This window comes from Arthrobacter sp. TMS2-4, assembly GCF_054511075.1.
The window spans coordinates 1-12,597 of sequence record NZ_JBTNDI010000018.1; the positions used below are offsets into that span (position 1 = coordinate 1).

Sequence of the window (12,597 nt, forward strand, 5' to 3'; positions counted from 1 at the left end):
GCGGGCGCGCTCTGGCCGCGTAGTAGGTGCTCGGGGCGACCTGCAACGCCGCGCAGATCGGCTCGACCCCGAACTTCTCCCGGTTGGCCTCGACGTAAGCGACTACCTGCTATGTGGGCGGTCGAGCTCCGCCGCGAAGAAAGCCGACGCCGACTTCAAGATCGCATTCGCCCGGCGCAGCTCCTTGACCTCACGCTCGAGCTCGGCGAGCCGTTCGGCGTCGCTGGTCGTCGTTCCGGGCCGGGCGCCGGCATCGATCTCCGCCTGCGTCACCCAGTTCCGCAACGTCTCCGGATTGATCCCCAGCTGCTCACCCACCCGCTTGAGCGCCCCCGGCCTCGTCGCCGGATCACGCCGCGCATCGACCCCCATACGGATCGCTCGCTCCCGAAGCTCCTCCGGGTACTTCCTCGGTGCTGCCATGACTCTCATCCTTCCGTGGAATGAAAGCCTCCATCAACCCCGGTACGCGACACTGGTCACAGCCGAACCCATGCGCGAACAAGAGCACCGGCCCGTCGGATCGACCACTTATTCGGACGTTGTGCCGTTCGATGACGTTAGAGGTGCCAGCATGCAAGGCGAAATCACTCTCTGATGGGGGGCAGGAGGCGTATGGCGCACAGCCATCTCCGACTATCGGCAAATACACACCGACTGTGAGCACCTATCCGGTCATCATCGACTCAACGAAGAACAGCGCCGCATGGATGTGGCCGGTGTTGAATATGGGTATCAGCCCGTTGGGATGAAAGCCGCAGCTGCCGTCCGGGATTAATCCCTCGTCTATCCGTCCCGCCGAGGGATTGGAATGGGAAGTATCGGGCATGCGAGGGTCAGTACGCTGGAGCAGAACGCTGATCTGGAGCACGCAGCGCTCACAGCGGCGGATGCGGCCGGATTTTCACCGACCACGGGGTGAGCGGGATGTGGGCGAGTCGGCCCGAGCTGGAAAAGCTCCTTGATCATCTCCGGGCGGGGGATGAGGTGGTGGTGTGGAAGTTGGACCGGTCAGGACGGAAAACTCGGAACCTGTTGGTCCTGATCGATGACCTCGAGCAGCGGGGAGTGTATTTCCGCAGCATCACCGAGGATCAGCACCACCGGTTTCATGGGACGGGCGATGCTCACCATAATGTTCGCGTTCGCGCAGCTCGAGCGCGACCAGCTCGCCGAGCGGACCAGGGCAGGCGTGGCCGCGGCCGCCGAACGCGGGCGAAAGCCGGCCGGCGGGAGACTACCGCCGATCGATGAAGGTGGTGCTGGTGGAACGCGTCTTGGCACTGGTAGTTAAAGAGTATGGCCGTCGATGCGTTCGAACCTCATCCGATCGTCCGTCTGCTCGGCAAGCCGTCGGCGGAGTTCACCGGCGGCGACCTCGTGCGGGCGGTCGAACAATTAGGGCTACACCAGGTGAACCTGCGCTACGTTGGCGGCGACGGGCGCCTTAAGACTCTGGCTTTTCCGATCAATTCGCGTGAGCACCTTATCGAGGTGCTGACACGAGGTGAGCGTGTGGATGGCTCGAGTGTCTTTACCGGCACTGATACCGGTAGCAGTGACGTTTACATCGTTCCGCGTCACCGCACCGCCTTCGTCAATCCCTTCGGGGAGCGGTCCTCGCTGGATGTGTTGTGCTCCTTCTACGACGAATTCGGAAAGCCGCTGCCCTACGCGCGCGAGCAGGTTGTGCGCCGTGCTGCCGAGGTGCTGACGCAGGAGACCGGCATGACGCTCGAGGCCTTCGGCGAGTTGGAGTACTACCTCGTCGACGAGCCCGAGCGCATCTACCCCGTGGAGGAGGAGCGCGGCTATCAGGAGTCGGGACCCTTCTCCAAAGGCGAGAAAATCCGGGAGCAGGTGCTGGGTCACCTCTGCGCCATGGGGGTGTCGTTGAAATACGCCCACGGCGAGGTTGGCAACATCCTCGAGGACGACCGGCAGCTGGTCCAGCACGAGATCGAGCTTCAACCCGTGCCCTTGGAGCAGGCAGCCGACAACCTCGTCCTGGCGAAGTGGGTGGTGCGCGAGGTCGCCCATGCCCACGGGCTCGAGGTGACCTTCGCCCCGTCGGTGAGTGGCAAGGGTGCGGGAAACGGCCTGCACATCCACAGCCGGCTGGTACACGAGGGCGCCAGCGCCATTGTTGGCAAGGAGGAGATCAACGACACGGGGCGTCGGCTGATCGCCGGTTACCTCTCGGCGGCCCGGGCGCTGACCGCGTTCGGTAACACGGTCCCAACGTCCTACCTGCGGTTTACCGACGGTGATGAATCGCCCGAGGGTATCTGCTGGGGTGAGCGAGACCGCACCGGTCTGGTCCGGGTCCCGCTGGCGTGGAGCAGGGATGTGCTGGCCGGAATGGTTGCCCATGCCAACCCTGGCAGCACCGAGCCCGCTCCTGAACCCGCCATGCACCCCCAAACCGTCGAGCTCCGGCTCGGGGACGGCTCGGCCGACGTGCACTTGCTATTGGCGGGGATGGCCGTCGCGGCGAAGCGCGGGCTGACTGATCCGGGCAGCCTGGAGCTGGCCGAGCGGCTCAGCACCGCTAACCACGACGACTTCGAACAACTGCCTACCTCGTGCGCGGAGTCGGCTGACGTGCTCGAGGCAGAGCGCGAAATGTTCGAGGCCAACGGGGTTTTCCCCGGTGCCCTCATCGACGCTTTGCTTGTGGGCTTACGCGACGCCGACGACGCCACGCTGGACGGGGAGCTTGCGAAGGATGAAGCTAGTCGTGAGGAGCTCATTCGCCGTTACTGGCACGTTGGCTGAGCTCGCAGGGCGTCCTACTGAGTAGCGTCAGCAGGCCGTAATCGGTTGTCAGCATGGCCCACGGAGCCATTGCCGCGATGTTGACGCCTCTTGGTCTGTGAATGTTCGGCTTACGAACGGGGCGCGTTATTTATCTACGCAAAGAGGTGGCCACTTATCGCTGCGACCCACACGAGTCCGCCCCCGCGTTGCTAAATCCCGCCATATCGCTGCGACTAGCAGTCCCGTTGTTCAGGTGCGCGTCCGGAACGGGAAGGGTAGACGGTGGAGTGGCTGCGTGTTGCTGAGTGTGCCCGTAAGGTTGCTCCTACCAGCGGTATCCGAGATTACAACGACTTGCAGGAGGCGTTATGCCCAATGTTGAGATGGCCGCGGCGAAGGCCCTGCAGGAAGCCGCGACTACCGATAAGGGCAGGTCCGCCACGATCCTCGTTCATGACGGGCCGCTGCGTCAGACCATTCTTGGGCTTAAGGCGGGCCAGGTTCTCGCCGAGCACAACTCGCCACCTGCTGCGAGTATGTATCTTCTCCATGGACGGGTGCGTGTTACCGGTCAGGACCAATCCGAGGTGGCCACCGGGGAGATCGTCGCTCTGACTCATGTGCGCCACGGCGTGGAGGCGTTGGAGGATTCCGTGTTCCTGCTCACGACGGTCACTAGCCAAGCCGGCGACAGCCACGGGGCCAGCCCCGCCGGGAAGCACTCCTCCTGATCTAGGTGACGTGCGTCGGCTCTGCACGCACTCCGTGCGGTCATCATCGCCCTTCACCGCCTGCTGCACAATGTAGCGACGGACAGGGTGCACACTAGGGGTAGCTAGCTGGTATCGGACGCGGCACGTGAAATCTCACCTAAGCACTGCAGCTACCCGACGTAGGAGTACCCACATGAACACCAGCACTTCACCCAAACCGGTCATCGTCGGATACGACGGCTCCGACGGATCCCAGCGAGCAGTACGCTGGGCGGCCCAGCATGCCTCAGTGACCGGACTACCTCTGCTTGTCGCCCACTGCACACCATGGCCACTCTTCACCGACGACCTCGGCCCAATCGAGGGCATCAAGGACAGCGGTCTGCAGAACGCAGCTGAGAAAATGGTTTCTGAAGGCCTTGAGCTCGCAGCACACGTCGCGCCCCACGTCGAGATGACGCACCGCCTCCTCACCGGCTTCCCGGCCGACGTGCTGACCAAGCTGTCAGCAGATGCATCGTTGCTGGTCACGGGAACCCGCGGTTTGGGCGGTTTCGCGGGATTGCTTGTAGGGTCCGTCAGCCTGCACCTTGCAGCAAGTGCATTCTGCCCGATCATGGTCGTGCGCGAAGATCAACCCGCTGAGGGCAATGTCCTGGTCGCCGTCGATGGATCACCCGAAAGCGACCGCGCCGTGCTTCAGGCTGCGGACCTGGCAGAAACCCTGAATCAGTCCCTTCACCTCCTCCACGTACTCCCCTACCGCAGGCACCTGGCCGATGTCGCCGCGGAGGTCGCCGCCGACTCCGAACGCGACCCCATCATCCAGCAATCCCTGAACCTGCTGCCGACCGACACGAAACTCACCATCGCGGAGGAAGCGACAACAGCCACCTCGACACCAGGGGCGATCGTCGAACGGGCTCGCACCGCGTCCTGCGTCGTGCTCGGGGCAAAAGGCCGCAACACCCTCGGCGCCCGACTCGGCTCCACCGTCCACGCCGTCCTGCACCACGCCACGGGCAACGTCATCATCGTCCGCTAGTTTCCCCGTCGATTCGAGGACAAATTGTCCACTGCTGTGGCGTCGTGACATACATCAGAACCCGTGACGAGCCGCTTCGAGCTCGACCCGTTAGGCAGTTGGACCCTGATTCTCCGGGGTCCCCGTCACCATTCGTGGTGGCGGCGCCAGGGAATCTGTTCTCCTCGCCGCAGAAAATTAGCGGACTTGGTCGACACCACACGGGTACTCACGGCGGCACTACTGACCCGAAACCCACCTCTTTAGGAGCCCGATCATGCTTTCCGACACGTCCCGCCCCGTCATCCAGGCCACCTTGCCCGTCGTGGGTGAGAACATCAAAGACATTGCGGAGCGTTTCTACGCGCACATGTTCGCTGAACGCCCTGAACTCATGGACGGGCTGTTCAACCGGGGTAATCAGGCTGATGGGCGTCAGCAGCAGGCTCTGGCCGGTTCCGTCGCTGCTTTCGCGGGCTTCCTGATCAACACACCGGATGAGATGCCCGATCATCTCCTGGCCCGCATTTCCCACAAGCACGTGTCGCTGGGTTTGCGGCCTGACCAGTACCAGATCGTTCACGATCATCTGATGTGGGCAATCGTTGACGTGCTCGGCGACGCTGTCACGCAAGAGGTCGCGGCAGCCTGGGACGAGGTCTACTGGCTGATGGCTAATGTCCTGATCAACAAGGAACGCGTCATGTACGGGGCGCTCAATCTTGCCCCCGAGACCATTTGGCGGACCTGGCGTGTCGTGGAGAAGATCCAAGAGACGGACGACGTCGTGACCTTCGTGGTCGAACGCACTGACGAGCGTGACGTCAAACCCTCACTGCCCGGCCAGTACGTCACCGTGAAAGTGCTCATGCCCGACGGCATCCACCAGCCGCGCCAGTACAGCCTGACCCGGGCAGATGACGGGCACCACCGCCAGTTCTCCGTCAAACGCGTCCACGGACTGTCGACACCCGACGGGGAAGTCTCCAACCTGCTTCATAAGAGCGTGAACGTTGGCGACGAAATGGTTCTCTCCGTTCCCTCCGGCGACGTCGTCACAACAACCACGGACCGGCCCATCGTCTTCGCCAGCGCCGGCATCGGTATCACACCCATGGCCGGCATGCTCTCTCACCTCGTGCAATCCGGCTCCCAACGACAGGTGATGCTGCTGCATGCCGATAACTCCGCCGACACCTTCGCCCTGCGTGGCCAGGTCCAGGCGGACCTCGCGCAACTCCCCGACGCCTCCATGCTCACCTGGTTCGTCGAACCCTCAGAACCAACCCTGGTCGTTGAGGATGAATTGGTGGGCTTCATGGACGTCAGCACCATGAACCTTCCAGCCGACGCCGAATACTACCTGTGCGGCCCGCTGGTCTTCATGCAAGCCGTCCGCAGCTCCCTCATTGGCCGCGGCATACCCGCCCAGGACATCCAGTACGAAGTGTTCGGACCCGACCTATGGCTCGCGGATTTTCAGTAACGGGACGAGCCGACGGCTCACGGCGGGCTCCACACCACTGCCCGAGTCGTAGGCACCCACCAGGCACACAACAACCTTGCGCATAGCGGAGGTCCTTCCATTGCGAATGATCAAGTCACTTCGACAAACGCAGGAACTCTTCGGGAATCATCCTCGGCCGCCCCCAATGACCCCCGAGAGTCGCGCTGGAGGCTGGAAACAGCCCGTCCTCTCAGAGCCACATGAACCGGACAGAGCCAGGTACGTCGTCCTTGAGTCGTCGACCCCTGATGGGAGACGGGTAGACTCTGACTACTAAGGGTACTGATTATTCTGGTCTCAGCCGCACCTCGCTCGAGGGCCAATGAGATGACGAGGGGGAAGGGTGTGAGGCGCTGATGGATGGGCATGTACAGATCAGGATGATTACTTTCGCCCTGGCAGAAGCGAATCTGAGCATCGATGATCTATGGGTTCGGTATTACGGGCTGGGAGGTGCGACCTCCGCCTTTGAGTTGCACGCCTATCTATCCAGCTTGTTGTCTCTGCCATCGAGTGAGCGGAACCTGGTGGCTGGCGCCACAAATGAGTTACTCGAGCTGACACCGGTGCAGATCCGGGTGCCGGTCGACGTCGACGATGCGGTGGCGCAATCGGGCGGGGACTCCCGGCGCGAGCTCGGCGCTGCCGGTGCGTTCCTGTTCAACGCCGAGGAGCAGGAGGGCGAACGCCTGGCCGCCGTGGAGCGAACCCAGCTGCTCGACTCCCCCCCCTGAGGACCGGTTCGACCGATACACGCAGCAAGCCAGGGACTACTTCCAGGTCAGCTCCTCGACCATCGCCCTGCTCGATGACCGGCACATGTTCCTTAAATCGGTGCTCGGACCGGTGGCGCAGGACCTACCACGGGACGTCACGTTCTGTCATACGACGATCCGCAGCGCCGGGCCTCTGATCATCAAGGACGCACTCAAAGACGATCGGTTCAGCACCAACCCCCTGGTGACCGGCGATCCCTTGATCCGCTTCTACGCCGGCTATCCACTGCGGGGCCCTGGCGGGTGGACCGTCGGCGCGCTCTGCGTCATCGATCAGGAACCACGTGACTTCTCCTCCAAGGACGGGCGGTTCCTGCGCACACTGGCCAGACTCGTGGAGAACGAGATCAACGACTGATTACTATCAGTCCTGCCGGGACGCCCAGCAGGTGCCCCTGGTGCTGCTTCTGCTCCGATTACTGAAGCTGCTCAGGTTACTCTGACTGGGAGTGGGACTGCTCTGGCGGACCGGACGGAGTTGAGGTGAAGTGGGTCCGGATCGGGCCCGTGTGACCGAGGGAGGTTAGGATGCCTTCGGAGAGGTCCTTGAGCTTCACATTTCTGGAGTTTGATGCCCGCCGCAGGATGCCGATGGCTTCGTCCTGCCCGCACCGGTTCTGCGCCATGATCGCGCCGACCGCCATATCAATGGCGGTACGAGACTCCATCGCCGTCTGGCGGTTTCGCGCCTCCTCGCCGAGGTGCGCGATCCGCACCGCAAGGCGCAGCGACCGCGAGGCATCACGGGCGAGTCCTTCCGCGACCGCGATCGCCTTCTCGTCGAAGGTATGCGCTTCGGTGGAGTAGAAATCCAGACCCGCACTGGCTCCCGCATCGAGTCTGATCGGGACACCCAACGCGGAACGGATACCGTTGGCCGCGATGGCCTTCCTGTACTCCGGGAAACGGGTCTCTGTCAGGAAGTCAGCGATATGCACGGTTTCTCCCTCGCGGGCGGCACGCAAACACGGACCGTCATCGAAACCGTACTGGATCTCATCCATCCGCTGAGCTTCCTCGCTGCTGCTGGCGACCGTCACCATGGAGTGCGGCCGGAGCAGCGTCACCCCGCAGAGCACCTCCCCGTACGCGCCGGAGAAAGCTTCGGAGGCGATGGTCACCAGGCCGGTCAGGAACTCCTGGACGTCATCGCTTTCCATCACCAGGTCCTGCAGCAGTGCGGTCACAGTGTCTTGCTCGACTTCGCGGGCAAGCTCCCGTTCATCCGGCACGATAAGCCTCTTAATTCTCCTGGTCCGAAACAACACATGCGGACCCCGCCACCAGAGAGACGGAGCCACCCCAAGGGTACGGGCACGGCATGCCGTGCCGCGTCGCGGTCAAAGAGCTCCACCGTCAGGCCGCGAGTGGGGCCCGAAGGATTGAGTTCACGCAATCCACCAGTAGGCGATGGGCATGCGGGCATAGCTACGTAGTTGCTGAGTGCTTAGAAGTTGAGGCTCTGTGCTTCGGTGGTCCCGTCTGTATAGGTCACGATCACGGGCAGGCCTGCGTCAGCTGTGGTGTCGAATTCGTCGCCAGGCAGCCAGAAGGCGAAGTGACCTTTGGAAACGGTTGCGATGACTTCGTCTCCTTCGATGCTCGTGTAGGTGATGCCGGTGACGTCGGAGCCGGCGCGTCCTGATGCCATCGAGAGCGGGCCATCGTCGGAAACCTGTCCCACACCGAGCTGTGTCGCTTTCAGGGCGCGAGGAGCGGGATCGGCGGCAGTTGGGCGACCGGATGAGCCGACCATGTTTCCGCCGCGGATAAGGGCGGAAGCGTCGGTGATGCAAGTAGCTTCGTAGCCGTCAGCGCCTGTCAGGATGACGGTCACCCAGGCTCCTCGTCGCTCGGCGATGGCGACCTCGACCGTATCGACCACGTCGTCTCCGACGGTTCTCGCAGACCGGCATTCAGCATCCGCTTCTTCCAGGTCGGAGCCGGTCAAAGGGGTAGGCGAGGCAGTCCATGTTGCAAAGGCTGGGTCGCCTGCTGTCAGGGCGGGAACGACGAGAAGGGCAGTGGTTGCAGCGGCTACCAACCCGCCGATCACGAGGCCGCGGTGAGCACGAGATGCCCGGGCAGCCGGCTGCCGGGTCACCTTCGGCGCTGCGGACGGTACGTTGTGCCGGGAACCTGTGGGGCTCTGAGCGATGATGCGCTCGAGGTCCATCTGGGCTCTGTGTGCATTGGCCGGCGGTGCGTCGTGGGCTGCGTCCATGCTCTTGAGCAGCGCGTGGGTGTGGTGGCGGGGTGTCATGATGTGGCCGTCCTTTCAGATATTGGTGCACTAGGACCAGCGGAAGCGGGGAGATGATCGAGGAGCAGCCGTAGCGCCCTACGGGCACGGCTGAGGCGGACGCGGAACGCTACCGGGGAGATGCCAAGTACCGCGGCAGCATGCGGCGCCGCTAGGTCCTCGAAGATGGATAGGCCAAGGACCTCCTGATGTACCTCGGGCAGGCAATGCCACGCACGGTTCAGGTCTACGCGGCTGGCTACCGAGTCATCATGAGAGTCCTCGTGATGGGTGTCGGTGATGCTCGCCAGCCGGACGCCGAGTGCTTCGCGGCGCCGCTCACCACGGTGGGCGTTCAGCAGGATGTTGCGCGCAACCCCGAACACCCATGCCCGGGCGCCATCAATTCCTTGCGGGACGTCGTCGAAGCGACGCCACACAACGACGAACACCTCGGCGGCAACGTCCTCAGCAAGACTGACGTCAGAGCGTCGCTGCACGAACCGGAGAACATCGGGGTACACCGCTTCGTACAGTGCCCGGAACGCATCCGCCCGTTCAGAGGGCGGTGAAGAATCACTCATACCTATACCTGTCCGACACCAACCCAAGTGTGTCGCACAAACACGATCGAATTCCTGCAGGCACGACCCTGAGTAAGACGCGCCCTCAACCGGTCATCCTCGCAACTAAGCCCATGACCCGCAGGAGGATCCTCCAGCGGGCGGCAGTCCCTTATTTGCGATCCGGCAGGAGGAGCGCGAGCCGCTGTTCCGGGGACCATACGTAGGTGTCATCGCAGCAATAGCCTCGCAGCCAGGGCTGCCCGTCCACGACGCGAAGGTAGAACCCCTTGGGGTACTCGACCTTTTCGCTGACAGGCTCGGACGCGATGTGGATTGCTCCGGTTGGGCCGCGACCTGCGGACAGGATGGAGTCAGGTGCGTTCGCCTGATCCATCACCGCCAACCGGAGGTAGGGGCCAGTCACCAAGGGGCAAAGCTCAAGACCCTGATGCCTCGCGGCGGCAAAGATCTGGGATTGGACGCCACCGTGCTCGAAGCCAAGTTGCCCCACGGTTCGTTCCACGATCCGCAGTATCCGACTCGCGGGGGCATCGAAGGCGGGATGGGCAAGCAGCGTCTCCGCATGGGCGTTGAACTGCACGCCCGCATCCTTCAACGACTGCAAGACCTTGGGTCGGGACTGCCCGCCCACCTGGACAGTGAAGGGCTCGATAACCGCTGTGCTCGTCATGAGGCTGATTCTCCAGCACACCCCGGTGGGCCAGCCAGTTGACGACTCGTCGTCGCGACCGGGGCGTTCGATCGACGATCCCTTGCTGGAATCTGCTCAGCGTTCGGTGAACGCCATCGTCAGCTCGGACAGGGACCCGACCCGCAAGTCGGCCAGCTCGGCCTCGGGGCGGTGGGCGTGGAGGTATCCCCATGGACCGCGGCGAAGGAAGGCGGTGCGCATACCGGCTTCCCGCGCGGGCAGGATGTCGTTGTCGAGGCGGTCCCCGACGTACAGGATCTCGCGGGCGTCGAGCTGTGCGGCTTGAACAATCCGGGCGAAGAAGACTGCCGAGGGCTTCGCTACGCCCCAGGCGGCGGAGGAAGCGATGAAGTCCGCAGCGAAGCCGAGCTCGTGGAGCTGGGATTCGACCCCGCGTGGCTGGTTTCCGGCGATCCCCACGACGAGGCCGGTGTCCCTGGCAGCCCGCAGACATTCAAGCGCGTCCGGGTACAGGTCGGCTCGTTCGATGGTTGGAGGCTCCGCGGGGCGCTCGACTCCCAATAGATCCCATACCCGACGGTGGTCCTCGTCCCGGGCAATCAGCGCGCCCAGGAGCCCCATCAACGCGAACGGCGTCACTCCCGCCCGCTTGGCCTGCATCGTCCAGCCGCGGGACTCATCGACCAGTGTCTCGCCGACGTCGAACACCACCCCGCGCACCCCGGCAGGGATCCTCATCGTCCTCGGCTTCCCGTCCAGTCGGCGCGTTTCGTACGGAAGTGCAGGTAGTGACTGTCCTCACCCAGGAACACCCCGTGCCCGCCCTCCCCTGTTTCCTGCATCTGAAGGGAGCGAAGGATCCGCACGGACGCGGTGTTCGCGGCCAGGGCTTCGGCCCAGATACAGTCCAGGCCCAGTTCCTTGAAGCCGTAGGTGAGACCGGCTTCGGCGGCGCGGCGGCCAAGCCCGGCCCCCCAGCGGGGTGAGGGGCCGATGACGAACCCGAGCTCCTTCTCGCCGGGGTTCGAGCCGTGAAGATCCACGTATCCGACCAGGTAACCGTCCGCGTTCTCGACGGCCAACCGGATCAAGCCGGTCGGCGGGTCCTCGACCTGCCGCACCCAGAAATCGTGCAGGGTGGCGGGCGAGGTCGCGGCCCATCCCGCGTGCCGGCAGAAAAGCTCATCCCGGCCCCAGCCGGCCAGGGCATGAGCATCCCCGTGCTGCAGAGGCCGCAGATGCAGCACGGTGGGGGTCATACCCCCAACCTATCGGTCGACCCGACGACCGGCCCATCGGTCCTGGGGGCGCGATGCTGGCAGACTCCGAGGATGGACCTGCCCGATCTCACTGACCTGTGGCCTGCCGTCGACCCGGTCTGCGGGAACGTGACGCTCCGGGCGTTCCGTCCCGAGGACGCACCCATGGCTATGGAACTCTCCCAAGACCCCTACGTCCCCACGACGGGGACGCTGCCCCTGAATGCGACACCGGATCAGGCTCAGCACTGGATTCACCGGCAGCAGACCCGGCCCATGGACGGCGCAGGGTTCTCCTTCGCCGTCGTCGACACCATCGACGGGCGCTGCGCGGGATTCGCCGGTCTGTGGGTGCGCGAGCTGCCCGCCGGCCGCGCGCAGATCGGCTACGGCATCGCCCCGTCTTTCAGGGGCCGGCACCTTGCCGCCGATGCGCTGCGCGCTGTCACGTCCTTCGCCTGGACGATCCCCGAGCTGCACCGGACGGAGCTCTACATCGAGCCGTGGAACACAGCCTCCATCAGGACGGCCGAGCGGGCCGGGTACCTCCGTGAGGGACTGCTCAGATCCCACCAGGAAATCGCCGGCCAGCGACGCGACATGCTCCTGTACTCCACCGTGTGCGACCGAGACGTCAGCTGAGCAGCTCCAGCCCGTTGCGGAGCTGTTGGGCCGGCCCTTCGAGCTGCTGCAGGGGTACGCGCTGCCAGTCGGCGTCGATACGGAACGAATCCCCCTCGAACCGCGGGAACACATGAAGGTGGGAGTGGAACACTTCCTGGAACGCGGCCTCGCCGTCCGCGAGGAACATGTTCACTCCCTCGCATCGCAACCCGCTGCGACGTAGCGCTCGGGCGAGCCGATGGGCGACCCGGAACATCTCGGCCCCCACCTCAACACTGACATCCTCCAGGTAGGCGCAGTGCTCCCGCGGAATGACCAGTACATGCCCCGGCGTGACAGGGCTCGTGTCCATGAAGGCGGCGACAACATCGTTCTCGTAGACCATGTTCGACTTAGTCTCCCCGCGCACGATGTCACAGAAAATGCAGGCATCCGTCTCGGCTCTCATACGAC

The 12,597-nt window shown here is 63.9% G+C and carries 16 protein-coding genes, 2 pseudogenes and 1 other annotated feature; of the genes and pseudogenes, 9 read left to right on the forward strand and 9 right to left on the reverse strand.

The window, feature by feature from the left end; genetic code table 11:
• Nucleotides 1-432, reverse strand: a pseudogene (locus ACX80F_RS15815) (transposase); the annotation flags it as partial.
• Nucleotides 32-145 (reverse strand) — a sequence feature (AL1L pseudoknot). Its footprint overlaps the pseudogene before it by 114 nt.
• Before the next feature lie 235 nt (nucleotides 433-667).
• Entirely contained in the window at nucleotides 668-829 is a 162-nt protein-coding gene (locus ACX80F_RS15820) for a hypothetical protein (protein ID WP_459337350.1), read from the reverse strand.
• A 98-nt stretch (nucleotides 830-927) separates the two neighbouring features.
• Here ACX80F_RS15820 and ACX80F_RS15825 point away from each other — a divergent pair.
• The 8 genes and pseudogenes from ACX80F_RS15825 to ACX80F_RS15860 form a co-directional block, all read left to right on the forward strand.
• A pseudogene (locus ACX80F_RS15825) lies at nucleotides 928-1,170 on the forward strand (recombinase family protein); the annotation flags it as partial.
• A complete protein-coding gene (locus ACX80F_RS15830) occupies nucleotides 1,136-1,294 on the forward strand; it encodes a hypothetical protein (protein ID WP_459337351.1) in 159 nt (52 codons plus the stop codon). The pseudogene ACX80F_RS15825 and the gene ACX80F_RS15830, both read left to right, overlap by 35 nt.
• A gap of 5 nt (nucleotides 1,295-1,299) precedes the next feature.
• Entirely contained in the window at nucleotides 1,300-2,778 is a 1,479-nt protein-coding gene (locus ACX80F_RS15835; RefSeq protein WP_459337352.1) for a glutamine synthetase beta-grasp domain-containing protein, read from the forward strand.
• A 350-nt stretch (nucleotides 2,779-3,128) separates the two neighbouring features.
• On the forward strand, nucleotides 3,129-3,491 hold the full coding sequence (locus ACX80F_RS15840; RefSeq protein WP_459337353.1) for a cupin domain-containing protein: 363 nt from the start codon (nucleotides 3,129-3,131) through the stop codon (nucleotides 3,489-3,491).
• Nucleotides 3,492-3,666: 175 nt separating this feature from the next.
• Complete coding sequence (locus tag ACX80F_RS15845; protein WP_459337354.1) at nucleotides 3,667-4,518, forward strand: universal stress protein; 852 nt, start codon at nucleotides 3,667-3,669, stop codon at nucleotides 4,516-4,518.
• Between the two features lie 256 nt (nucleotides 4,519-4,774).
• Entirely contained in the window at nucleotides 4,775-5,983 is a 1,209-nt protein-coding gene (locus tag ACX80F_RS15850) for a globin domain-containing protein (RefSeq protein ID WP_459337355.1), read from the forward strand.
• Nucleotides 5,984-6,384: 401 nt separating this feature from the next.
• A complete protein-coding gene (locus tag ACX80F_RS15855; RefSeq protein ID WP_459337356.1) occupies nucleotides 6,385-6,738 on the forward strand; it encodes a hypothetical protein in 354 nt (117 codons plus the stop codon).
• Nucleotides 6,653-7,138: a GAF domain-containing protein gene (locus ACX80F_RS15860; protein ID WP_459337357.1), complete on the forward strand. Its 486-nt coding sequence runs from the start codon at nucleotides 6,653-6,655 to the stop codon at nucleotides 7,136-7,138. The genes ACX80F_RS15855 and ACX80F_RS15860 overlap by 86 nt, the downstream gene beginning before the upstream one ends.
• Before the next feature lie 76 nt (nucleotides 7,139-7,214).
• Here the strand turns inward: ACX80F_RS15860 and ACX80F_RS15865 are convergent, their stop codons facing one another.
• The 6 genes from ACX80F_RS15865 to ACX80F_RS15890 form a co-directional block, all read right to left on the reverse strand.
• Nucleotides 7,215-8,012: an ANTAR domain-containing protein gene (locus ACX80F_RS15865; RefSeq protein WP_459337358.1), complete on the reverse strand. Its 798-nt coding sequence runs from the start codon at nucleotides 8,010-8,012 to the stop codon at nucleotides 7,215-7,217.
• A 215-nt stretch (nucleotides 8,013-8,227) separates the two neighbouring features.
• Entirely contained in the window at nucleotides 8,228-9,043 is an 816-nt protein-coding gene (locus ACX80F_RS15870) for a hypothetical protein (protein ID WP_459337359.1), read from the reverse strand.
• A complete protein-coding gene (locus tag ACX80F_RS15875) occupies nucleotides 9,040-9,606 on the reverse strand; it encodes an RNA polymerase sigma factor (RefSeq protein WP_459337360.1) in 567 nt (188 codons plus the stop codon). Before ACX80F_RS15875 ends, ACX80F_RS15870 begins: the two co-directional genes overlap by 4 nt.
• A gap of 151 nt (nucleotides 9,607-9,757) precedes the next feature.
• A complete protein-coding gene (locus ACX80F_RS15880) occupies nucleotides 9,758-10,279 on the reverse strand; it encodes a hypothetical protein (RefSeq protein WP_459337361.1) in 522 nt (173 codons plus the stop codon).
• 96 nt (nucleotides 10,280-10,375) lie between these two features.
• On the reverse strand, nucleotides 10,376-10,999 hold the full coding sequence (locus ACX80F_RS15885) for an HAD family hydrolase (RefSeq protein ID WP_459337362.1): 624 nt from the start codon (nucleotides 10,997-10,999) through the stop codon (nucleotides 10,376-10,378).
• Nucleotides 10,996-11,520, reverse strand: coding sequence for a GNAT family N-acetyltransferase (locus tag ACX80F_RS15890; protein ID WP_459337363.1), 525 nt, complete (start codon nucleotides 11,518-11,520; stop codon nucleotides 10,996-10,998). Before ACX80F_RS15890 ends, ACX80F_RS15885 begins: the two co-directional genes overlap by 4 nt.
• A 72-nt stretch (nucleotides 11,521-11,592) precedes the next feature.
• On the opposite strand from ACX80F_RS15890, the gene ACX80F_RS15895 reads away from it, so the two are divergent.
• Nucleotides 11,593-12,162, forward strand: coding sequence for a GNAT family N-acetyltransferase (locus tag ACX80F_RS15895; protein ID WP_459337364.1), 570 nt, complete (start codon nucleotides 11,593-11,595; stop codon nucleotides 12,160-12,162).
• Here the strand turns inward: ACX80F_RS15895 and ACX80F_RS15900 are convergent.
• On the reverse strand, nucleotides 12,155-12,592 hold the full coding sequence (locus ACX80F_RS15900) for an HIT family protein (RefSeq protein WP_459337365.1): 438 nt from the start codon (nucleotides 12,590-12,592) through the stop codon (nucleotides 12,155-12,157). The two genes, ACX80F_RS15895 and ACX80F_RS15900, sit on opposite strands and share 8 nt — an antisense overlap.
• Nucleotides 12,593-12,597: the final 5 nt, after the last annotated feature.